This window comes from Acetobacteraceae bacterium (assembly GCA_039613835.1).
Taxonomy (GTDB): Bacteria; Pseudomonadota; Alphaproteobacteria; order Acetobacterales; family Acetobacteraceae; genus Sorlinia.
Genome location: CP154827.1, coordinates 821,520 through 843,876, shown reverse-complemented (window position 1 = coordinate 843,876; position 22,357 = coordinate 821,520). Strand labels below are relative to the sequence as shown.

Annotated in this window: 24 protein-coding genes; 8 read left to right on the top strand and 16 right to left on the bottom strand. The window is 56.6% G+C overall.

What is annotated here, in order from left to right; translation table 11 throughout:
• The first annotated feature begins 10 nt into the window (after nt 1-10).
• The gene (locus tag AAYR33_04800) at nt 11-541 is read left to right on the top strand and encodes an outer membrane lipoprotein carrier protein LolA (GenBank protein ID XAO72212.1); all 531 of its coding nucleotides are present in this window, start codon (nt 11-13) and stop codon (nt 539-541) included.
• Here the strand turns inward: AAYR33_04800 and rsmI are convergent.
• Complete coding sequence (gene rsmI, locus AAYR33_04795; GenBank protein XAO72211.1) at nt 526-1,476, bottom strand: 16S rRNA (cytidine(1402)-2'-O)-methyltransferase; 951 nt, start codon at nt 1,474-1,476, stop codon at nt 526-528. The genes AAYR33_04800 and rsmI overlap by 16 nt on opposite strands.
• A 50-nt stretch (nt 1,477-1,526) precedes the next feature.
• Here rsmI and AAYR33_04790 point away from each other — a divergent pair, with 50 nt between their 5' ends.
• Nucleotides 1,527-2,846 carry a penicillin-binding protein activator gene (locus tag AAYR33_04790; GenBank protein ID XAO72210.1) on the top strand — a complete coding sequence of 440 codons (1,320 nt, stop codon included), beginning with the start codon at nt 1,527-1,529 and terminating at the stop codon, nt 2,844-2,846.
• A gap of 196 nt (nt 2,847-3,042) precedes the next feature.
• On the opposite strand, the gene AAYR33_04785 is transcribed toward AAYR33_04790, so the two are convergent.
• The 6 genes from AAYR33_04785 to pdxH form a co-directional block, all read right to left on the bottom strand.
• Nucleotides 3,043-3,174 (bottom strand): hypothetical protein, encoded by a 132-nt coding sequence (locus AAYR33_04785; GenBank protein XAO72209.1) that lies wholly within the window; start codon nt 3,172-3,174, stop codon nt 3,043-3,045.
• Between the two features lie 288 nt (nt 3,175-3,462).
• Nucleotides 3,463-4,392 (bottom strand): lauroyl acyltransferase, encoded by a 930-nt coding sequence (locus AAYR33_04780; protein XAO72208.1) that lies wholly within the window; start codon nt 4,390-4,392, stop codon nt 3,463-3,465.
• Nucleotide 4,393: 1 nt separating this feature from the next.
• Nucleotides 4,394-5,368 carry a tetraacyldisaccharide 4'-kinase gene (gene lpxK / locus AAYR33_04775; GenBank protein XAO72207.1) on the bottom strand — a complete coding sequence of 325 codons (975 nt, stop codon included), beginning with the start codon at nt 5,366-5,368 and terminating at the stop codon, nt 4,394-4,396.
• A gap of 5 nt (nt 5,369-5,373) precedes the next feature.
• Entirely contained in the window at nt 5,374-7,332 is a 1,959-nt protein-coding gene (locus AAYR33_04770) for a glycosyltransferase N-terminal domain-containing protein (GenBank protein ID XAO72206.1), read from the bottom strand.
• 75 nt (nt 7,333-7,407) lie between these two features.
• Nucleotides 7,408-8,289, bottom strand: a complete 882-nt coding sequence (locus tag AAYR33_04765; protein ID XAO72205.1) for a universal stress protein — start codon at nt 8,287-8,289, stop codon at nt 7,408-7,410.
• Between the two features lie 202 nt (nt 8,290-8,491).
• Nucleotides 8,492-9,118, bottom strand: a complete 627-nt coding sequence (pdxH, locus tag AAYR33_04760; protein XAO72204.1) for a pyridoxamine 5'-phosphate oxidase — start codon at nt 9,116-9,118, stop codon at nt 8,492-8,494.
• 129 nt (nt 9,119-9,247) lie between these two features.
• On the opposite strand from pdxH, the gene fabI reads away from it, so the two are divergent.
• The gene (fabI, locus tag AAYR33_04755; protein ID XAO72203.1) at nt 9,248-10,090 is read left to right on the top strand and encodes an enoyl-ACP reductase FabI; all 843 of its coding nucleotides are present in this window, start codon (nt 9,248-9,250) and stop codon (nt 10,088-10,090) included.
• A gap of 8 nt (nt 10,091-10,098) precedes the next feature.
• Nucleotides 10,099-11,217 carry a chorismate synthase gene (gene aroC / locus AAYR33_04750; GenBank protein ID XAO72202.1) on the top strand — a complete coding sequence of 373 codons (1,119 nt, stop codon included), beginning with the start codon at nt 10,099-10,101 and terminating at the stop codon, nt 11,215-11,217.
• Between the two features lie 13 nt (nt 11,218-11,230).
• Here aroC and AAYR33_04745 read toward each other — a convergent pair whose 3' ends face one another.
• The gene (locus AAYR33_04745) at nt 11,231-11,665 is read right to left on the bottom strand and encodes an OsmC family peroxiredoxin (protein XAO72388.1); all 435 of its coding nucleotides are present in this window, start codon (nt 11,663-11,665) and stop codon (nt 11,231-11,233) included.
• Between the two features lie 353 nt (nt 11,666-12,018).
• Between AAYR33_04745 and AAYR33_04740 the strand changes: the two genes are divergently transcribed.
• The gene (locus AAYR33_04740) at nt 12,019-13,914 is read left to right on the top strand and encodes a ribonucleoside-diphosphate reductase subunit alpha (protein XAO72387.1); all 1,896 of its coding nucleotides are present in this window, start codon (nt 12,019-12,021) and stop codon (nt 13,912-13,914) included.
• 126 nt (nt 13,915-14,040) lie between these two features.
• Complete coding sequence (locus AAYR33_04735; GenBank protein ID XAO72201.1) at nt 14,041-15,063, top strand: ribonucleotide-diphosphate reductase subunit beta; 1,023 nt, start codon at nt 14,041-14,043, stop codon at nt 15,061-15,063.
• A gap of 14 nt (nt 15,064-15,077) precedes the next feature.
• On the opposite strand, the gene AAYR33_04730 is transcribed toward AAYR33_04735, so the two are convergent.
• Nucleotides 15,078-15,860: a methyltransferase domain-containing protein gene (locus AAYR33_04730; GenBank protein ID XAO72200.1), complete on the bottom strand. Its 783-nt coding sequence runs from the start codon at nt 15,858-15,860 to the stop codon at nt 15,078-15,080.
• A gap of 211 nt (nt 15,861-16,071) precedes the next feature.
• On the opposite strand from AAYR33_04730, the gene AAYR33_04725 reads away from it, so the two are divergent.
• Nucleotides 16,072-17,073 carry a polyprenyl synthetase family protein gene (locus tag AAYR33_04725; GenBank protein XAO72199.1) on the top strand — a complete coding sequence of 334 codons (1,002 nt, stop codon included), beginning with the start codon at nt 16,072-16,074 and terminating at the stop codon, nt 17,071-17,073.
• Here the strand turns inward: AAYR33_04725 and AAYR33_04720 are convergent.
• Nucleotides 17,070-17,924 carry an aspartate/glutamate racemase family protein gene (locus AAYR33_04720; GenBank protein XAO72198.1) on the bottom strand — a complete coding sequence of 285 codons (855 nt, stop codon included), beginning with the start codon at nt 17,922-17,924 and terminating at the stop codon, nt 17,070-17,072. The two genes, AAYR33_04725 and AAYR33_04720, sit on opposite strands and share 4 nt — an antisense overlap.
• Nucleotides 17,925-17,926: 2 nt before the next feature.
• Nucleotides 17,927-18,682 carry an orotate phosphoribosyltransferase gene (locus tag AAYR33_04715; protein XAO72386.1) on the bottom strand — a complete coding sequence of 252 codons (756 nt, stop codon included), beginning with the start codon at nt 18,680-18,682 and terminating at the stop codon, nt 17,927-17,929.
• A 199-nt stretch (nt 18,683-18,881) separates the two neighbouring features.
• On the opposite strand from AAYR33_04715, the gene AAYR33_04710 reads away from it, so the two are divergent.
• On the top strand, nt 18,882-19,118 hold the full coding sequence (locus AAYR33_04710) for a hypothetical protein (protein XAO72197.1): 237 nt from the start codon (nt 18,882-18,884) through the stop codon (nt 19,116-19,118).
• Nucleotides 19,119-19,182: 64 nt separating this feature from the next.
• On the opposite strand, the gene AAYR33_04705 is transcribed toward AAYR33_04710, so the two are convergent.
• The 5 genes from AAYR33_04705 to AAYR33_04685 form a co-directional block, all read right to left on the bottom strand.
• On the bottom strand, nt 19,183-20,490 hold the full coding sequence (locus AAYR33_04705) for a citrate synthase (protein ID XAO72196.1): 1,308 nt from the start codon (nt 20,488-20,490) through the stop codon (nt 19,183-19,185).
• A 208-nt stretch (nt 20,491-20,698) separates the two neighbouring features.
• Entirely contained in the window at nt 20,699-21,079 is a 381-nt protein-coding gene (locus AAYR33_04700) for a histidine phosphatase family protein (GenBank protein ID XAO72195.1), read from the bottom strand.
• A gap of 34 nt (nt 21,080-21,113) precedes the next feature.
• The gene (locus AAYR33_04695) at nt 21,114-21,422 is read right to left on the bottom strand and encodes a chorismate mutase (GenBank protein ID XAO72194.1); all 309 of its coding nucleotides are present in this window, start codon (nt 21,420-21,422) and stop codon (nt 21,114-21,116) included.
• Between the two features lie 117 nt (nt 21,423-21,539).
• On the bottom strand, nt 21,540-21,938 hold the full coding sequence (locus tag AAYR33_04690) for a hypothetical protein (protein ID XAO72193.1): 399 nt from the start codon (nt 21,936-21,938) through the stop codon (nt 21,540-21,542).
• On the bottom strand, nt 21,935-22,330 hold the full coding sequence (locus AAYR33_04685; protein XAO72192.1) for a metallophosphoesterase: 396 nt from the start codon (nt 22,328-22,330) through the stop codon (nt 21,935-21,937). The genes AAYR33_04690 and AAYR33_04685 overlap by 4 nt, the downstream gene beginning before the upstream one ends.
• Nucleotides 22,331-22,357: the final 27 nt, after the last annotated feature.

Sequence of the window (22,357 nt, the reverse complement as noted above, 5' to 3'; positions counted from 1 at the left end):
AATATCGCTTTTGCCGACGCAGAAAGGTTGGGTGGCGCGCATCGTGGAGACCGTTCAATCTATACAATCATCCTGGTCACATTTTGAACAATTGGCCCCGGATGGCACCGTCTCTCAGGGCACAGTGTGGCTCGACCGTCCCGGTAAAATGCGCTTTGCGTTTGAGCGCCCGGAGACGCTCCTCATCGTCGCCAACCATGGCAAGATCGTCTATCAGGATAAGGAGCTGGAGCAAGTGACCTCCCTACCTCTCGAAAGCACGCCACTCAACCTTCTTCTGCAAAGCAAGGTTGCTTTCTCAGGTTCGGTTTCCGTTACCGGATTTCAGGAGGACGGGCGCAATATCCACCTGACGATTGTTCAAAAGGGGAAGGCAGCAGAAGGAAGCCTGACTTTGGACGTCCAGAAATCGCCGCTCGTTCTACGCGGATGGCGGGTCGTTGATGCGCGGGGTCAATCGACGCAGGTTACACTTTCTGACACGCAGTTCAATGTCCCGATGCCCGCAAAATTATTCAATCTTCCTCAATCGTCGGATTGATCGGCCGTTTTTCCCAGTATCAGGGCGAGACGGTAGACATCACGTTTAGGAAGGTTCAATTGCGCGGCAATTGCCGCGGCGGCATCTTTGACGGATTGCGTCTCCAAGGCAGATTTTAGAAGCGTTTCGAGCTGTTCCGGCGCGGGTGCGGATTTTTCCGCAGGTGCCAGCACGATGGTAATCTCGCCGCGAGGTGGATGGGCTTCGAAATGTTCGATCAGCGCTGATAAGGCACCGCGTCGCGTTTCCTCAAATTTCTTCGTCATTTCACGAGAGACAGCCCCCCATCTCTCTCTTCCGAAGACGTCCCGTATACACGTCAAAGTGTCGCAAAGGCGATGCGGGGCTTCGTACCAGATTAACGTCGCCTGATAACCCTGCCGCTCCAGCGCGTCGATCTGCGCCAGGGCACGGCGGCGCGGGCCGTCTTTCGGCGGAAGAAAGCCATATACGCTGTAAGGCAGGGGCGGAAAGCCGGAGAGAGTCAGTGCCATACTGGCAGCGTGCGGACCAGGTATGGCCTCGATCCGGATATTTTCCGCGATGGCGTGCCGTGTCAATCGAAAGCCCGGATCGGAAAGAAGCGGCGTGCCCGCATCGGAAACCAGCGCGATATGCGCGCCGCTTTTGAGCTTCTCAATCAATGACGGGATACGACGCGATTCGTTGAAATCGTTAAAACTTTGCGTCTTCTGTGCAACGCCGTGCGCTCTGAGGAGTTTTGCGGTGACGCGCGTGTCTTCACACAGGATCAGCTCCGCTGTCCTTAATGTTTCCACGGCGCGATGCGTCATGTCGGCAAGGTTGCCGATTGGCGTCGCAACAAGCGATAAACACCCATTGGGATGTTGCGCGCTTGTTGATACAGTGCCGCTATCGGAAGGCGTCACAACGCTGCGCGATATACCGGGGGATTTTTTTGAAGACAATGACAATGCAAACTCCAGATCACGCTCAACCTGCGATCAGTCTCTCTTCGCGTGTTTTGCTGCGCTTATGCAAGAGCGCTACAAGCCTGACGAGCCTCGCCCTCATTCTCACCGCCTGCGGTGGAGGTGCGGGTAAAGGGCCTTATATGCAGGGCGGCGCGGGCTTTATGGCGCAAAAGAAGCCACCAGCGGACATTATCATGTTTGCGCCTTTAAGTGGGCGGGACCAGCGTATCGGCACCCAGATGGCCAATGCGGCCCGGCTGGCTCTCCCTGGCGCGACAAGCCGGGGCTTGGCGATTGAGGATGAGTCAGTCCTTTCCGAATCTGATGATATCGCGCGCGCGGCGCTTGATCGGGGACAGAAGCTTCAACTCGGCCCCCTACGCGCTTCGCATGCTGAGCGCGTGGAGTCGCTAAGCGAGGGGGCAATGACGCCGACCCTGGCCTTTACAAGCAATGACAATGTCTCTCGTCCGACCATGTGGGTGATGGGCGTAACCCCGGCGCAACAGGTGGCGCAACTGGTGGACGCGGCGCAGAAACGCGAGAAACGCTCAAAATTCGCGGCATTTCTCTCTGATTCGGCTCTTGGACATGCGCTCGGTGATGCGCTGACACGGGCTTGTGCCGCGGGTGGCCTCGCAGCCCCGACCCTCACTTTCCATGATGGCACAGAGGCGGATATCAAGACGAAGTTAGGTGATCTGCTGAAAATGGCGCCCCATAAGACCGACGCGCCGAAAGCGACGGAGGTGGCCGCAAACTCAACCGATTCAGAGCCCGACGCCATCGACCCGACAGGCGTGAACGCCGCGGACGAAGCAGGGAAGCTGGTAGATGCCTCCGGGAATGCGCCGAATGGGGAGGGATTTGACGCCCTCCTCCTGGGCGATACGGGGTTGACCCTTCAGAAGGATATTAACGTCCTCGACGCCAGTAACGCGGATCTGAAGAAAATGCGCGTGATGGGGCCTGCTTTATGGCGGGGTTTTTCTGCCAAGCTGGGGAAATTGGGTGGGGCTTGGTTCGCGGCGCCTGACCCGAGTTTCCGGCGCGGCTTCGTTACGAAATATCGGGCGCGTTATGGTATCGAACCCTCAATTCTCGCCGACGTCGCTTATGACAGCGCAGCCCTTGCCGGCGCGATGATGCGGGAGGGGGACGTGATGGGCGCGGCTTCATTGACGCGTGCAACAGGCTTTGCCGGGGTGGACGGCATTTTTGCCCTTCAGCCGAATGGTATGGTCCGTCGCGGCCTAGCCGTGTTTGAGATTTTGCCGATAGGGGGTTTCAAAATGGCATTCCCCGCGCCTCGACGTTTTGACGAATCACCGGCAACGCCATCGAAGCCGGACGCTTCGACCTCCAGCTAAGAGGGGCCATCATCCCGGATTGCGGGATGCGTGCCCGATCAATGGGGCGCGTGTGGTTTCGGCCCTGCAGGAGAAACGACTCGGCGCTGCTAACAGGTTTTTCTTGTAGCGCGATAACGGGCCTGATCGCTGCCAAAGCGTGCTCAAAACTTCGATATTCGCCAATGATATGGTCGCGAATGGCATCGGACACCACTCATTTCAGCCCTGTGGGACCAATGAGATAAGCGGGGTCGGCGCTCTCGCGTACCCAGACGACAACCTGTCTCTGCACACCCTTTCCGGAAGCGCTGTCGACCGAGACGATATCCGCGTCGCAGAGCCTCATGCACTGCCCGGCTTTCAACCATCTTGCGAGATAGGTAAGATGTCGGTCGGTCACGCGGGCATGGAGCGAGATGACGTTATTCTCGGGGGGTCGTTTTTATTAAGGCTGGAGGCAGGACGCGGCATTGTTCAGCATTCCTTTTTTGACCGAGAATGCTTTCAGCTAAGCCTCTAAAGCGCGGTTTAACAACCGAAAAACCGGTTAACAGGCGATTTTGCGTCATCACACTTTCATGATGTTGCGAAATTACAATGTTCATTTATGCACGGCAGTCATGCAAAAACCCGCTCATGCACGCGGTTTTTCCGGATGCGCGTAAAAATGGCGGGGCCAACGACGGTGAAGAAGCAACCATTGGTCGGGCGTTTCACGAATCCAGGCCTCGAGCTGATCGTTCAATTGCTGCGTCAGCATCTCAACGTCCTTCTGCCGTTCACCGGTCGCGACCGGTGTAAAAGGTTTCTCCACGCGAAGATGTAGTCGCGCCGGGCCGACTCGCCTCATGACGCCGGGCACAATGATGCATTGATATTTGAGTGCGAAGCTCGCCGTTGCGGAGGCCGTCATGGCTTCCTTACCAAATAACGTCGCGACGATGCCATCATTCATTTTCTGATCACCTAGCACGCCGAGTCGTCCCCGGTTTTTAAGGTGTGCCATCGCGGCGCGCGCCCCTCTCGCCCCTTTCGGGAACATGGGCACAGCTTGTCCCACGGCGTTCTTCCGGAGGGAGGCAATCAATCTGTTGATGAGAGGATTGGAGGCTTCACGATAAAAAGGTGCAAAAGCGAGGCCATACGAGGCCACAATGGGGGGCAGCATCTCCCAATTACCAATATGGCCGGAAAAGAAAATGATCGGAACATCGTGATCACGAAGGGCGAGGAGATGCCCCTCTCCCTCGATCGTCCAGCCCGGGCCGGATGCTTTATTTCTTTCAAGGTGTGATAAATGAGGAAATTCCGCGAGTGTTGCGCCGATATGTCCCCAACTGTTTATGATCTCGCGGGCGCGTTCAGCGGCTGAAAGATGAGGCAGCATCAGGCGCAGGTTGATGTCGGCAATTCGTGAGACGGGGGCCCACTTCCCGATGATCCTCGCAATAGCTGCGCCGAGGCGCGATGCTTTGTGCGGCGCCATTCTGGAAAACCCATAGACCAGCGCGCGTGCCAGCGCATATTCCAGACGATGCCCGACGCGTTTCCACCGGCTCGCCACGTCAATGCTTCCAGGCCTGCTTGAGAAGACGCTCAACTGCCTCAGGCCGGTCCCATTTAAGCGCAACATGAATGACCTGCACTTGCTCACGAAACCAGGCAGGCAGCTTGACGGCATCTTTCGCGGTGGTGACAAGCTGCATTTTTGCGGTTTGGGAAAGGTCGATCAGACGCTGACAATCGCGATCAGTATAATCATGATGATCGGGGAAGGGAATTTCCCGCGATGCGGTGATCCCCGAGTCCGTCAACATGCTGAAAAATTTCGAGGGTCGCCCGATACCGGCAAAGGCGATGACGCGCTGCCCCTGTAAACGCCGAAGATCCGTGTCCGGTACGAGCTGGGCGCGGAGAATGATTTTGCCCGGCGGGATTTTCGCGGCAAGAGATGTTTTGTTCTCACCGATAAGAATGACGGCATCTGTGTCCATCAATCCCCTTTCTCCGTCTTCACGTAAGGGGCCGGCGGGGATGACATGTCGGTTGCCAAGCCCCACCGCGCCATCAATGATGACGATACGCAGCGTCTTGGCAAGCCCGGGATTTTGAAGCCCGTCATCCATAATGAGGCAATCCGCCCCGGCCCCGATGGCCGCCAGAGCGGTTTGCCGCCGGTCACGACCGATCCATACGGGCGCGTCGCGGGCCAGCATGATCGGCTCATCCCCCGCATCGTGTGGGGTCATGATCTCTGAGTCAATGCGCAAGGGGCCTTTCAGTCGCGCTTTATAGCCGCGTGATAAAATGTGCGGCGTGTGGCCTTGGGCCTGCAGACGCTGTGTCAGGTCTCGCACCACGATTGTTTTGCCTGTCCCCCCGACGGAGAGATTGCCGCAACAAATAACCGGCACGGAAACGGTGAGCGGCCGCGTCAGGCTTTGACGCAATCTGTGGGCAAAACTGACGATGAGGGAAGAGGGTGTTAGCAGACGTTGTCGAAACGTGGCGTGCGGCACATACCAGAAGCGGGGCGTCATCACCTTCATAGGCTGGTCATCGCACTGACACGCGCAATAAGTGTATTGGCGAGGGCTACGAAACGATCTGACTGGTTTTTATCGCCGATCTGACCCGGGCGGGATTGGTGTGACGGGTTGGTTTCCTGGCAGACCCATGCCGCAAGGCTTTGCGCATTATCGACGGTGGTGAATCGCGTGCCGAGCTGCTGATAAGCCTCCAGAAAATTGGCGTGGTAGGGCCCGGTGGCGCAGGGTGCGCCAGCATGCAGGGCCTCATAGGGGTTATGGCCGCCACCATGTGGAAGAAGCGAATGACCGATGAAAATGAAATCCGCCAATTGGTAAAACAGTGCCAGTTCACCCAATGTGTCCGCCACCCAGATGGCATCCTCTTCCCCCGGTAGTACGCCTTGAGAGCGTCGGGGGAAGGCGGGATTGCTGAGTTCAGCAACTTCCGCGCCGCGTTCAGGGTGTCGCGGGATAATAATGCAGAGGAGGTTTTTCACCTTACGCCGCGCCATCGTGATGGCGTCGATGACGATCGACTCCTCACCCTGATGCGTCGAAGACACGACAAGCACTGTGCGACCTTTCAACGCATGGCGCAACGCGCTGAGCGCGACCTCATCGACAGAGGAAGCTGGAGCGAGTTCCTTCAGATCTCCGACACAGAAGACGTTTTTCGCGCCGAGGCGGTCAAATTGCGCGGCGTCATCCGTACCCCGTGATGCGACGAAAGCGAGGCGCTGAAAGACAGGGCGCGTCAGGAAGGCGGTCTGTCGCCAACGCGTGAAGGATTTTTGAGAAAGCCGCGCATTCAGCAGTCCGACCGGCACCCCAAGCCGGCTGCATTGTCGCAGCCAACCCGGCCATAATTCACTATCTGTCAGGAGAAGCCCGACCGGCTTCCAGTGATTGAGGAATCGCCGCGTCCCTCTTACCACATCGTAGGGCGCGAATTGGTGGATAAGCCGCTTGCGATGGGCTTGGGATATGCGCTCCACATGTCGCGACACGGTTTCACAACCGGTCACGGTTGCGGTTGTGATCAGGATGGTGACTCGCGGCCAGGCATCGAGAAATCCTTGCAGCAGGGGCAGGACGGATCGGACTTCACCGACGCTTGCGGCATGGACCCATAAAATATCCCCGTCAGGGCGCAGGACACTGGACTGGCCGAATCTTTCTTCCAGCCGTTCGGCGATTTCCTTACCAGATTGAATGCGCCCGGCGGCGAGGCGACGCAGATAGGCGGAGGCGGCGAGGCCGACCCAGGGCCAGATCAAGTCAAGCAAATGGCGACGGCTCGCGCGATAGGCGTGTGCGGCCCGTTGATCCGCCGCTGCAATCTGCTGCGCGAGAAGATCGGTGGAGGCACCCGAGAGGAGTGGCGTGCCGTGGCAAAGATAGCCGCGACCGAAGGGAAGGGGGACGCGCATCCTGTCCCATGTCTTAAGCCGCACGGCACGGCAGGCGCCGCCAATCGGCACGCTGACACGACGTGAAAGGCGACCCAACGCCGTCGCCCCTGCCTGCACGTTTTCCGCCGGGCCGCGCGGGCCATCCGGTGTGATGGCCAGCAAAGCACCGCCCTCCAGCGCTTTCACGCCCGCACGCAGGGCGCGAGCACCCCCTTTATTCTGTCCGCGCTTATTACTCGAACCTTCAATACCGACAATGTCCCATGGCGCGACCGTGCGGCGGATGAGGCGTCCATCACGGTTGCGACTGATCAGCACATTGAGGCGAAGCGCGCCATTTCGGGTGCGCGCCCACTTCCACAAAGCTGGGAGAAGAAGGAGATTCCGGTGCCAGAAAGCGACAATCGCCCCCGGATGACGTGAAGCCGGGATCTGAACAAGAACGTTTCGGCTCGCATGGGGCCCGATAATGCGCCAGCGCGTCGTTCTGAGGGCCAAACCGAGATAGGCACGCGCGATGGAAGGCAGGATTTTTCGAGACAGCAGGCGGCGTTTGGACATTTCTGGTTTCAGACAACGGAAAATGTGTAAAATGTGACAATGTCAGCCTCGTCTTAAGTTAAAAACACCTGAATGTCACCGCGACATCAATACCGTTAAATGTCCCTCCTCAAATATATGCCGGGTGACGCCACCCAGAATCATCTGCCGCAGGCGTGAGTGGGAATAGGCACCCATCGTCAGCATATCGGCATTGACCTCGCGACAGACCCTTAACATGCCTTCCCCCACATTGCGGTCTATCGCCGCGAATTGATGAACAGGGGCGGTGATACCATGTAATTTCAGATAAGACTGCACGTCGGCACTGGTCGGGCCGCGACGTTGATATTCATCACTCGTCAGGATGGTCACCTCCTCAGCCTGACGCAGCCATTTCATGCTGGCTTCAAGGGTCCGGGCGCATTCTTGTGTGCCATTCCACCCGATGCAGATGCGGGACCCAGCGCTTTTCGGCGGGGTGGGCGGGGCGATCATCAGAGCATGTCCGCTTTCAAACAGCACACCATGAATGATCTCGGAAGCCTTGGGGTTCTCCTGCTTTCCGAGGAAGGGAACAATCGTGACATCGCTCAATCGCGCCCGCCAGATAATGGCCTCATTTGCCGGAGGCTCGGAAAATTCCAGACTCGCCGTACGCGTTTCCGGGTTTTCCTCACCGATGTGATTTCTCGAAATCTGCGCAATGTGATGCCGTTCAAGAAACATATTGAAATTCAGGCGGGTTTTGAGCGTCTGACGTTGGCCCTCATTCTCCGCCGCATCCACCATATCCTGTATCAGCGCGCCGGAAAGCCCTTCCCCAGCAAAGGCGGCGGCCTCGTTCGGGTCATCACTGACGAAGACAGCGGAGATATGGGCGTGGAAACGTTGGGCCTGGATAAAAGCGGTCGCGAGGACAGAATCCAGATGGTCTGAGTCATAAAGGGGGACCAGGATGTCTTTAACGCTGTCCATGATGATCAAACTCCATTTTCCCTGCTGAGGTCCGATGCACGACGTGCGAATTTCATGCCGTCGGATGGGCCAGATGGGCCACAGGGCAGCTTATCAGCCTGAAAAAATACTTTCCATCGCGTCAAAATGGGTGGGTCCTTCCATTGACCGGGTCGGGGCGCTGCCATGCATCGTGACGCATCGCCGCGCCGAGAGGGAGCCGTTAAGGGTAAAGTCGCGTCACGCTCCAGGTTTCGTCCTGCGGGGATGACCGTGTCCAGACGGCGCGATCATGCATTCGGAAATCCCGGTCCTGCCAGAATTCCATGAGGGCAGGGTTAACGCGAAAGCCTGACCAGTTATCGGGGCGTAGTGGCTCAGTTGCTGCGTAACGTGCCTCCGCATCCTGAATGCGTTTTTCATAAATCGCGCGGTCAGCTAGAGGGCGGGATTGATCTGATGCGATGGCGCCAATGCGGGACTCGCGACGTCGACTCGCGAAGTAACGATCCGCCTCCGCCGCGCTCACGGCGCTGACATGACCTTCAATACGGATTTGACGTCGGAGGGACTTCCAATGGAACAGCAGGGCCGCGTAGGGGTTTTCAGCGAGTTCCCGCCCCTTTCGGCTTTCCAGATTCGTGTAAAACACGAAGCCGCGCCGGTCATGCCCTTTCAACAGGATGGCGCGGAGGGAAGGGCGGCCCTGAGGGGTTGATGTTGCGAGGTACATCGCGTTCGGGTCATTCGGTTCCGATTTTTCCGCAGCGTGAAGCCATGCGTCGAAAATGGAGAAAGGATCAGAGGACAAATCGATCAATGGTGCAGAATCGTGATCAGACAATGTCAACCTCCCCGTTTCCCGGTCACCGTAGCATCTGCACACTTGTTTGCCACGCGGTGTTGTGCGACGAAGGCAAAGAAATCCTCAATTTCGTTATATTGTCGAGACAGCAGGCTTACGCAGGGAGTGATATCCATGTCCAATAATGTGTCCGAGACGCCGAAAGGCAACTTGATGGCGGGCAAACGCGGACTCGTTATGGGGGTCGCCAATGATCGCTCAATTGCGTGGGCGATCGCTTCTGCCTGTGCGGCGCAGGGGGCGGAGCTTGCTTTTACCTACCAGGGTGAGGCGCTGGGCAAAAGGGTGCGGCCTCTCGCTGAGTCCATCGGCGCGTCCCTCGTTGTGCCCTGCGATGTCAGCAGTGATGAGGATATCGACGCTGCTTTTGCAGAAATCGAGAAGAAATGGGGCAAAATCGACTTTCTCGTCCATGCGATTGGCTGGGCGGACAAGCAATATCTACGTGGGCGTTATGTTGACACGCCGCGTGATGCTTTCCTGAAAGCTATGGATATTTCCGTCTATTCCTTCACGGCGGTGGCGCAACGAGCAGCCGCCCTCATGAAGGATGGCGGTTCCATCCTGACCATGACCTATTATGGCGCTGAACGCGTCATGCCACATTATAATGTGATGGGCGTTGCTAAAGCGGCATTGGAAGCCTCCGTGCGCTATATGTCCACGGATCTTGGCAAGGATAATATCCGGGTCAATGCCATTTCCGCCGGGCCGATTATGACGCTCGCCGCCAACGGGATCGGCGATTTCCGCTATATATTGCGTTGGAACCAGCTTAATGCGCCGCTTGAGCGCAATGTTACCCTGCAGGATATCGGGGGTTCCGGGCTGTATTTCCTCTCCAGTCTCAGCAGTGGCGTGACGGGGGAGGTGCATCATGTCGATTGCGGTTACCACGTGATCGGGATGAAAAACCCTGACGCGCCGGATATCGCCGTCGTCTCACCTGAAGGCTGAGCGCAGCCATGTCCTATAACACGTTCGGGCGTCTTTTCCGCGTCACGAGTTGGGGTGAAAGCCACGGCCCCATGATCGGCTGCGTCATTGACGGATGCCTGCCCCGCGTCAAGCTGTCGGAGGCGGACATCCAGACCTATCTGGATGAGCGCAAACCGGGCCGCAGTCGTTTTGTCACCCAACGGCGTGAGGCGGATCAGGTGCGCATCATGTCCGGCGTGTTTGACGGGATGACGACGGGGACACCGATTTCCCTCATCATCGAAAATACAGATCAACGCTCCCGCGATTATGGTGATATCGCCGCCCGTTATCGGCCCGGCCATGCGGATTATACCTATGACCGGAAGTACGGCATTCGGGATTATCGCGGCGGTGGCCGCGCTTCCGCGCGGGAGACGGCCTGCCGCGTTGCCGCCGGTGCTGTTGCCCGCAAGGTGATGGCGCATCTTGGCGCGACGCCTCCGACCATAAAAGGGGCGTTGGCGCAGATCGGTGACATTGCCGCGGATCGTTCCCGGTGGGATTGGACGGCAACGCGGGATAACGCGTTTTTCGCCCCGGACCCGGAGATTGTGCCCTTATGGGAAAAGCTAATTGATGATGTGAGAAAAGCGGGCTCATCCATCGGCGCGATCATTGAGATCGTCACCGACTCAGTGCCCGTGGGGCTGGGCGCACCTGTAAGCGCCAAGCTAGATGCGGATCTCGCCCATGCGATGATGGGTATTAATGGCGTCAAAGCCGTTGAAATCGGTGATGGTTTTGCTGTGGCCGCCTTACGTGGTGAGGAAAATGCGGACCTGATGCGACAGGAGAACGGGAAAACCGTCTTTGAGAGCAATCATGCGGGGGGCATTCTGGGTGGTATTTCCTCCGGTCAACCGATTATCGTGCGCTTCACAATTAAGCCGACAAGTTCCATCCTGATCCCCGTTCCGTCCATCAACCGGGATGGTGAGCGGGTGGAGGTGGCGACGAAAGGGCGACATGACCCATGTATCGGCATTCGCGCTGTGCCGGTGGGGGAGGCGATGATGGCATGCGTCCTGCTGGATCACATGCTGATAGATCACGCCCAGAATCATTGGGGCCAGGGTCGGGACCTGCCCCCGGGCCAGCCTTGAGACTATGAGGCCATTATGATGGGTCCAGCCTCGCGCTCAACGTGATCTGCGCGCGAAAGAGTTTGGAGATCGGGCAATTCTCCTTCGTCATATTCGCCAATTGCATGAATTTTTCCTGATCAAGATCGGGGGCGGAAACCTGAACCTCAAGGGCAATATGCTTGACTTCAGATCCCTTTTCCGCCTTATCCAGTGAGACAATGGCCTTGGCATCAATATCCTTTGCCACATGTCCGGCATTTTCAAGCGCCAGGGAGAGGGCCATGGCGTAGCACCCCGCCAGGGCGACGCCAGCAAGTTCCTCCGGATTCGTGCCGGGTTTGCCTTCAAACCCTGTATTGAAACCGTAAGGTTGACCTTTCAGGCTCAGGCTCTCTGTCGAGATTGCCCCATGTCCCGATTTGATGCCGCCTGCCCAATGGGCTTGCGCAGATTTCCGGATGGCCATGTCATTCATCCTTTCTTTTTCAATTTAAAATCCTTGTGACGAGAGAGCCACGACATGCCCGATCTTCAACGCCATATTCAATGTCAGGCCTCATTTTTTGACTCTTAAAAAACGACGCGTAGAATTTTTTTAAGAAACTAGAAGCATCTGGAATCTATTCATTAGGGCACTACATATTGTATATCCATCTGGGCAAACATCACTAGATGTTGCGTCGACCCTCTCACGGTCCGCAATTGCAGCCTTTGCCTGGTTGGCATCAACATAGAGAGTTTAGGAGATGTCAGGTGAGCCTGCAGTCTGATTTGTTTGTCACAGGCGACGCGACTGAAGCAGGAGTCGACGGCGCCATTATGCCGCCATCTCGTATTGAGGTGGCGCCTGAGCCCGATATGTTCGATGACATCATCCACCTGGAAGGCCACCACCCCATCCGTGTCGACCGAAGCCGCGATGCGCTGCTGACGGATTTCGGGCGGGCAACGCTGGATAATCGCTACCTCTTGCCCGGAGAGCGTTATCAGGACCTTTTTGCGCGCGTTGCATCTTATTATGGCGCGGATGCTAACCATGCCCAGCGCATCTATGATTACATCTCGCAACATTGGTTCATGCCCGCGACACCCATCCTCTCCAATGGCGGCACCACGCGGGGCCTGCCGATTTCCTGCTTCCTCAATGAGGCGGATGACAGTTTGCGCGGCATTGTTGATCTCTGGAATGAAAATGTCTGGCTGGCCTCAAAAGGCGGTGGGATTGGCTCCTATTGGGGTAATCTGCGCTCGATCGGCGAGAATGTCGGCAAAAACGGCAAAACCTCGGGTGTCATCCCTTTCATCCGTGTGATGGATAGTTTGACCCTCGCCATTTCGCAGGGGTCACTCCGTCGCGGCTCTGCGGCGGTTTATCTGCCTGTCTGGCATCCGGAAATTGAAGAATTTGTCGAGATGCGCCGCCCGACAGGGGGTGACCCTAATCGTAAGGCCCTCAACCTGCATCATGGTGTGCTGGTGAGTGACGACTTCATGCGCGCTGTCGAAAATGATGAAGAGTGGCCGCTTCGTTCCCCGAAAGATATGGCGGTGATCCGCAATGTCTCCGCCCGGCAGCTCTGGATCCGTATCCTCACTGCACGGATGGAACAGGGTGAACCGTACATCGTCTATAATGACCATGTGAATCGCGCACGGCCCGAGCATCACAAACTGGCCGGGCTTGAGGTCAAGACATCCAATCTCTGCGCCGAAATCACCCTCCCGACCGGTATCGACCATCACGGTCAGAAGCGGACGGCGGTATGCTGCCTCTCCTCCCTGAATCTGGAAACATGGGATCAATGGCACGATAATCCCCAATTCATTGAGGATGTCATGCTGTTCCTGGATCGTGTGCTTCAGGACTTCATTGACCGCGCGCCTGAGGATATGGATCGCGCACGTTACGCTGCCATGCGGGAGCGTTCCGTTGGGTTGGGCGTCATGGGGTTTCATTCCTTCCTGCAGGCGCGCAACATCCCGTTTGAAAGCGTGATGGCGAAAGTCTGGAATAAGCGCATCTTCGCCCATATTCGCACCGCGGCGGATAAAGCATCCCGCCATCTCGCTGAAACGCTCGGTCCATGTCCGGATGCAGCGGAATATAATGTGCAGGAGCGCTTCTCCCATAAAATGGCGATCGCGCCCACAGCGTCGATCTCGATCATTGCCGGCAATGCCAGCCCCGGGATAGAGCCGATCGCCGCCAATGTCTTTCTCCAGAAAACCCTTTCCGGCTTCTTCACCGTGCGCAACCGCCATTTGCTGCGCCTGCTGGAGGAGAAGGGGCAGAATAACGAGGCGGTCTGGTCAAACATCACCTTCAATAAGGGGTCGGTGCAGCATTTTGATTTCCTGTCGCAGGACGAGAAAGATATCTTCAAGACGGCGTTTGAGCTGGATCAACGTTGGGTGATTGAACATGCGGCGGACCGCGCCGGGTTTATCTGCCAGGCCCAGTCCCTCAATATCTTCCTCCCGGCGGATGTGCATAAGCGTGACCTCCATCAGATCCACCACATGGCGTGGAAGCTGGGCGTCAAATCGCTTTATTATTGCCGCTCACTTTCAATCCAGCGTGCGGATACGGTCAGCCATGTCGCGGTCAAAAGTGATATTTTCAACGCGGATGAAGATACACAGCCGGCCGCCGCGGATGCCCGCGCGCCCGGAAGTGGCGGGAAAAATTATGATGAGTGTCTCGCCTGCCAATAAGGACAAGGGAGAAATCGTTCCCGCGCGGATTATCGATTTAACGACCTCCCTCGGTTCGGGAGAGTGTTGACTTGCGGCGCCACCTCTCAAGGTTCTGCCGCGCCCAACTCTAAAGGCAAGCTTACGATGTCAAAGACTTTAAAACAGGTTGGTCACAGTTTCGATACCGAGCATTTTGACCTGATGGCGGCGAATCCGGTCTATAAGCCCTTTCGTTACCCTTGGGCTTATGATGCGTGGCTGACGCAGCAACGCGTCCATTGGCTGCCGGAGGAAGTGCCCCTTGCTGATGACGTCAAAGATTGGCATCGCGTCCTTAATGAGGCGGAACGTCATTTGGTGACGCAGATTTTCCGTTTCTTCACCCAGGCGGATGTCGAGGTGAATTCCGCTTACATGAAATATTACAGTCAGGTCTTCAAACCGACTGAAGTCTTGATGATGCTCTCATCTTTCTCAAATATCGAGACCATTCACATCGCGGCTTATTCACATCTCCTTGATACGATTGGCATGCCGGAAACTGAATATTCCGCATTCCTTAAATATAAGGAGATGAAAGATAAATATGATTTCATGCAATCTTTCAATATCAAGAATAAGCGTGAAATCGCCAAGACGATGGCGGCATTCGGTGCTTTCATGGAAGGGCTCCAGCTTTTCGCTTCCTTCGCCATTCTGCTGAATTTTCCACGATTCAATAAGCTGAAAGGTATGGGCCAGATCATCTCATGGTCCGTTCGTGACGAGACGCTCCATTGCCTGTCCATGATTCGCCTGTTTCGGACTTTCATCCGGGAAAATCCCAAAATCTGGACTGAGGATTTCCGCGCGGAACTGGCGGGAGTGTGTCAAACCACCGTCTCGCATGAAGATGCTTTTATTGATCTCGCTTTTGAAATGGGCGCGGTGGAAGGGCTCGATGCAGACCAGGTCAAGCGCTATATACGTTATATTGCGGACCGCCGTCTGACCCAGCTCGGCCTGGATGTCATCTATAATATCGAGGAAAACCCGCTGCCCTGGCTTGATGACATGCTGAATGCGGTGGAGCACGCCAATTTCTTTGAAAATCGTGCGACGGAATATTCTCGTGCTTCCACCACAGGCTCATGGGAAGAGGCTTTTGAGACGCATATCTTTGAGTGACATGTTGCCGCCCGTCAGGGGATAAGCGCCGCACCATCACAGAGCACATGCCGGGTCTCTGTCGTATATTGCCCGTTTTCCTCATGAATAATGAGCCCGGGCGATATCGCCGTCCCCGCACGCCCGCCCAGAACCGCTTGTAAAAGCACGATCTTGGCGCGGCGTCCGGCTTTCGGCCAAAGTGGAAACAGTGTGATACTCCCGAACTCCGCCTCATGCAGGCACCGCATCGCCTCACACACTACCGCAGCGGGAAGGGCAAGGCTGAGCGTCCCGCCAGGCATCACCCAGGCCGCCAGCACGGTGATCCAGCAGGACCAGCCATTACGGTCGCAAAACAGGGCGCGACGGCGGCGCGGATGGCTTATCGGCGTCGCACCGGAGAGATGCCAGGGCGGATTGGCGAAAGCATGGTGGAAGCGCCCATTCGCATTACGACATGTCTGACGCAGGGAGCGTGGCATGGCCGGGATTTCCGCCTGGAAAAGCGTGTATCCGCTGACGTGATTTCGGTCGAGGTTAAAGCGCGCCAGGGCGACCGTATCCACATCGATCTCAATACCTGTCAGATGCAGGCCGGTGACGCGCGCATTGAGGCACAATAACCCGGCACCCGCCCCGCAACCCGCCTCAAGAATGGACTCGCCCGGTCGCGCGGGGACCAATGCCGCGAGCAGCACGGGCTCCAGCCCTGTCCGATATCCGTTAATGAACTGCGTGTAGGTGACGCGGCCGTGATGCAGCGTGTCGTGGGTGACGTCACCCGTCATCTCTGACGATAGCTCTGGCTTGACCAATTTTAACGACCCGCTCATATGGTTGTCGCGATCGCCCGACTTACCATGCCAGGCACCCTGAAGTCAGCATGATCACGGAGCCTTGTGAAGTTGAGTCGATCGCCTTATCTTCGACCCTCTCGGGTTTGACAGGGCTCAAAAGGGTCGTGACTACGTTTTGGAGGGCAGAAATGCTACGATGCATCCCACCTCCAAAGTTGAAGAGGATCTTATGAGCAAGGACGACGTCGCGCTGCAAGCTTTATTCAATTATCTCAGGAAGGATATGGAAGCCTGCAACCGTGAAATCGTGGCTCGCATGGAGAGCCCGGTGCCGCTCATCCCCCAATTAGGGGCGCATCTGGTGGCGGCGGGCGGTAAGCGATTGCGCCCCCTTCTGACATTGGCCTCCGCCTATTTATGCGGCTACCACCCATCGCCGCAGCGCAGGCGCCATGTCGGCCTCGCCGCCTGTGTGGAGTTTATCCACACCGCCACATTGCTGCATGATGATGTTGTTGATGAGAGTGTCTTACGGCGCGGTGCAGCCTCGGCCAATGCCGTATTCGGGAACAAGGCTTCCGTCCTTGTCGGCGACTTCCTGTTTGCACGTTCCTTCCAGCTTATGACGGAGGATGGATCTTTGCCCGTCATGGCGGTGCTTTCCCAGGCGGCGGCGACGATCGCGGAGGGGGAAGTGCTGCAAATGTCGATGCAGAACGACCTGGCAACCTCCGAAGAAACTTACCTCAAAGTCATCCATGGCAAGACGGCGGCATTATTCGCGGCCGCCTGCCGGGTCGGCGCAATTATCGCGGACAGCTCGACGGAAGATGAAAAAGCCGTCGAGGATTTCGGGACCCATCTCGGGATCGCGTTTCAACTGGTCGATGATGCGCTGGATTACGTGGCGGATGAGAAACTGCTCGGTAAAACCGTTGGTGATGATCTGCGGGAAGGCAAGATCACGCTGCCACTCCTCGTCGCTTACCGCGAGGCGGAAGAAAAGGACCGCCAATTCTGGGAACGGGTGGTGAATGAGGGGAAATGGCAGGAGTCAGATCTGGCCGAAGCGCTGCGCCTCATCCAGAAAACCCACGCCGTTGAAGAGACCATGCGCCGTGCACAGTCTTTTGCGGAGAAAGCCGTCGCGGCACTTGATGTGTTCCCCGAGAGTGACATCAAAACCCTGCTTTCCGACACCGCCTTATATACGGCCAAGAGGGCGCATTAATCGGGTAATGACACTTCTCCGCTGTCCCAGATACTGAAATCCTCATAGCCGAAACGCTTGATGGCCCTGCGCAGAGCGGCAGGGTCACAAGGTGGTGCGGTCATCATAAAACGTCCTTTGCGCGCCATCTCGGTTACCGACGCGTCGTCTTTGCCACGCGCGGGCTGCTCAGCGAGGATTTTAAGGGCCTGGCGGGCAACAGCCTCTGCGGGGTCCAGAAGGGTGACATGAGGGGGACTCGCATTTTGCAACGCCTCACGCAGAAATGTGTAATGTGTGCATCCAAGGCCGATCACATCAACTTGATCCCCACGTGGCTGGGTAAAGACGGCGTCAAGCTCCGCCCGCACCGCATCCTGCGATATGGCCTCTCCCACAAAAGCGCGCTCCGCCAGATCGGCCAGCTGGCGCCCGCCATGGATGATCATGATGTCTTTCGGGGCGAAATGTGCTTTGAGGGCGGCGAGATAAGGGCGGCGTGCCGTCGCTGCCGTCGCAAGTATGGCGAATATACCGGTTTTAGTCTCACGCGCAGTCCAACGCACTGGCGGCACACAGCCGATAAAAGGCACGGTCAACGTGTTGCGCAGCGCGCCCAAAGCGAGGGTGCTGGCGGTGTTGCAGGCGATGATGACGGCGTCTGGCTGGTGCGCATCGATAGCCGCCCGGATGAGGGAGATGATGCGCGCTGATAAAATCTCGTCGGGTTGCTCACCATAGGGAAACACGGCATTATCCGCCAGATAATCAATGCGGAGTGCGCTGTCCCCCATCTGGTGCAGCGCATTTACGACACCTAAACCCCCGATACCGGAATCGAAAACCAGGACATGTCGGGGGGATGGCTTCATCTTCAGCTTTCGGAACGGCTCTTGAAGGCAAGTGCTTCCTCAACGCTGCTGACCCCGTCATGGCTGCCGGACCATTTGCAAGGGTCTTCAAGAAAACGCCGGACCTCGGAAATATCGCACTCCGAAAAATAGTTCTTGCTGGCGCAGGCTTCAATTACGTCCCACCAGGTGCAAAGCGCGTGGAGGTTAATGCCGAGCTCATTCAGGGTTTTTTGAGCACCGGGGAAAACACCGTAGAAAAACACTACGAAAGTGTGATCAACGACCGTGCCTGCCTTGCGCAGCGCCTCGGCAAAACGCACTTTGGAGGCCCCGTCTGTCGTCAGATCCTCAACAAGTAGGGTGCGCATATTCTCGAGCACGTCGCCCTCAATCTGTGCATTTCGGCCAAAACCCTTGGGCTTTTTGCGCACATAAGCCATGGGTGTCATCAGACGGTCCGCGATCCAGGCCGCAAAGGGAATGCCGGCTGTTTCACCGCCGACAACGCAATCGAGACTTTCATAACCAATATGCCGACCGATTTTCTCAACCGCGAGCTCAATGATTTTGGCGCGGGCGCGGGGGAAGAAGATAATTTTTCGGCAGTCAATATAAACAGGCGACTTCCAGCCCGACGTCAAAGTGTAAGAATCCTTCGGTCGGAAGTTGATCGCTTTGATCTCAAGGAGAATTTTGGCAGCTGTTAAGGCCGCGTCGCGGTCCCATTGCGTCGCGCCGACAGTCATATGTCCTTGAGGTGTGCCGGTAAGGGCCATCACAAAATCTCCATCAAATTTGCCCGAAAATAACGGGTTTTCGTCGCCGCGCAAAGTGTTAAGCTGTTGCATCATCGCCGGCATTCATGGATCTCTCGCAAAGAGGGCGGTAAAACCCCCGCGCAACACTTGCCAGCGATCTCAAAAGAGTTTTAATCTGCAACCTTGTCGAATTCGCCGCGCATAAGGACACCGCTCCGTGAACGTCAATATAGATCATATCACGCGCAATTGTGAGCGCGCTGTCATTACTGCTTATGCCGAGCTTACCGAACACGGTCAGGCCGATCGGCAGGCCTTCGATGCCTGCACGACCCTTTATCGGATCTACCACCCTGAGGCGTCAATCAGTGAAGCGCGGCTTCTTGTCTCGGAATGGATTGATCATCACATCGTGCGGCAGGATCGCGGCGCGACACGCGGCTGTGAATGCTGAGCCCATAGGGCGTCTCCACGGGCCAACCGTGACCCGCGCAGGCCCGATGACCGCCTCCGCCGCCCTATCGGCGGTCAGATAAGGGTTGCAAATCGCGTTTTCTTGCCCCTGTGTAAATCTGACGCGGCCGCCCGATACGCTGGCCCGGGGCCTCAATCATCTCTTTCCACTGGCTGACCCAACCTGACGTCCGCGCCACCGCGAATAAGACGGTGAACATTGAAACAGGTATGCCAAGGGCTTTGAGAATCAATCCGGAATAGAAATCGACATTCGGGTAAAGCTGGCGGGAGACGAAATAATCGTTACTCCGCGCAATGCGTTCCAGCTCCGTCGCAAGGTCGAAAAGCGGGTCATGGTCGAGATTCAACTCCTCAATCACCTCGCGATAGGTCTGTGCCAGAATCTGCGCGCGTGGATCGAAACTTTTATAGACGCGATGGCCGAATCCCATCAGGCGAATGCCGGAATCTTTATTTTTCACCTGCTCAATAAATTGAGGGATATTTTTCTTTTGGCCAATGGCGGTCAGCATGGACAGCACGGCTTCATTCGCGCCGCCATGTGCAGGCCCCCATAAGGCAGCGATACCCGCGGCGATGCACGCAAACGGGTTCGCGCCTGTGGAGCCGACCAGCCGTACGGTGGAGGTTGAGGCATTCTGCTCATGATCCGCATGGAGGATGAAGATCCGGTCCAGCGCGCGGGCCAGCACGGGTTTGACGACATATTTCCGGTCCGGGCGCGCGAACATCATGGAGAGGAAATTTTCAGCGAACCCGAAATTGCTCTTCGGGTAAATAAAGGTTTCACCTTGTGTGTAACGATAGGCCCAGGCGGCAATTGTCGGGATTTTGGCGATCAGCCGCCGGGCTGAAAGATCACGCGAGGTGGGATGGGAAATGTCGATCCCATCCGCATAGAACCCGGAAAGCGCCGCGACCGTCCCGCAAAGAATCGCCATCGGGTGGGTGTCGCGCCTGAATCCGTTGAAGAAATTACGAATCTGCTCATGCAAGAGGGCCTGCTCGCCAAGATGCGCATCAAAGTCGGAAAGCTGCTGCTTGTTGGGAAGCTCCCCATATAAAAGGAGATAGGCCGTCTCAACGTAGGAGGCGTGTTCAGCAAGCTGCTCGATCGGATAGCCCCGATGCAGGAGCACGCCCTGGTCCCCATCAATGAAGGTGATGGCGCTGGTGCAGGAGGCTGTCTCCCCGTAGCCAGGGTCAAAACTGAAGACGCCGGTCGCCGCCGTCAATTTGCGAAAATCGACACCGTCCGGGCCCAGTGTCCCCGAGATAACGGGGAATTCGGATGCCTGGGGGCCCATGGTGAGGGTCACAACCCGGTCATCATCATTTGTCTTCGGCACGGCAATCTCCCTTCATGACAGCATGATAGGCATTTCAGACGCTTTGTCGATCACCCTTAACTTGCTTCCTCCGCAGCCGAATCACGGAAAGCGCGGATCGTCAGATCCTGGGGCCGCAGGGCGGACCAGTCAGTTTGGGTCACCATGACGCAACATGATGACGGTGCAAAAGCTGACAACTCCAGCTCAAACACACCCTCATTTAAAGTTATATGTCGTGCGACACTGCGCACGAAGCGGCCCAAGGCCGGGTTATGCCCGATGAGACCAGGTGCGAGGGCGCGTCCCCCACTTCATTGATCAGACGCCAGATTCCATCTTCATCCGTCTGATAAAGAGCGGGCTCGTAGATGCAATTTTCACCGCATCCGAGGCGTTGAAAAAGCGCCTGTGCCGTTTGCTTCGTGCGCAGGGCCGGGCTGACGATAAATTGAAGGTGATAGCAATCCGCGTCCAGAAATGGCCTGACCCATTTCGCGACGGATCGGGCCTGCGCCTCACCCTTTATTGAGAGCGCACGATCCGGATCGGGGCAGCCGAAATTCTGGGAAGCCTTGGCGTGACGAATCAAAATAAGGTATCGCTGCATACTTGGCCGTTCGCGCTAGGATTTTTGGAAAAATTCAGGTCTCTTCCTGATGGATCTGCGCGATATGCGCGTGATGCTGGATCACTTCACGGATAATGAATGACAAAAATTTTTCGGCAAAATCCGGGTCAAGAGCGGCTGAGCCTGCCAGGTCCCGCAATCGGGCGATCTGTCGGGCTTCACGCGCCGAGTCCGCCGGCTCCAACCCCGCCTTGGCTTTCAGACGGCCAACTTCCTGCGTTTGCTTGAAACGCTCAGCCAGCATGTAAATCAGAGCGGCATCGATATTGTCGATACTGCGACGATGTTCTTCCAGAATTTTGAGGGCGTCTTCTTCGTTCATGAGTCTCTGCATCAGTACGCGAAATAACGGGTCATAGCATTAAAAAGGGGGGGGAGGATGCACGATGCGCCTGTCTTCAAGGTTTTCACGGCGATGGAGGGCGTTCAATTCTCAATTTCAGGAGAGTGCGGTCATCGCGTCCCGCCCGGGCAAAATGGTTTCCGGGGCGAGATCCATCCAGGCGAGATGGCCGCCTTTACCAGCGCCCAAATCCAGAAACGTCGCCATCCCCCCTTTGGCACCGGTTTTGACATAAGGCAGGCCATTGAGGGGGCGGTTATCATGCCCACAATAAACGTGATATCCCGCCTCAATGTAATCGACCCACCGCAATGTCCGCTCCGGATAGCCGTCAGGCTGGGTGTGACGCGTGGTCTCACCAAATAAAGCGCGTGAGAAAACCGGCGTCATGCGTTGGGTTGCGCTATAGGGCGATGATCTCAGCATGGCGGGATGAAAAGCACCATGCACAAAAATCGTGCGATGCACCACGATCCAGGCCGGCGCGTTATTCAACGCGCGGCGGCGAGCACATCCTGCTTGAGGAGATGGGGACCAGCAGCAATCTGCTGCAATGTCTTCTTTAACTGGCTGTCAATATGGGGGCGACGCCCACTCAGCACGCGGGCGAGTTTGCGGTCATGATTGCCGAGGATGAAAATCCCACGTCCCTCCCGCATAATCTGGAGCATGAGATGCAATGTGACCTCACTATCCGGGCCGTAATCGACGAGGTCTCCGAGTTGGATAATGAAGCGATCTGTCGATGCCGCATGTATAAAACTTTGAATATGACTATGTACATCGCCGATAACACGGATGCCGCGCTTGGTGATCGCGTCAATAAAATCGAACCCAGCTGGCAGAAATGGATGGATGGTTCGGAGATACTTGCAGTGAGATCGCAATACGCATCCAGAATATTTCGCGGTACG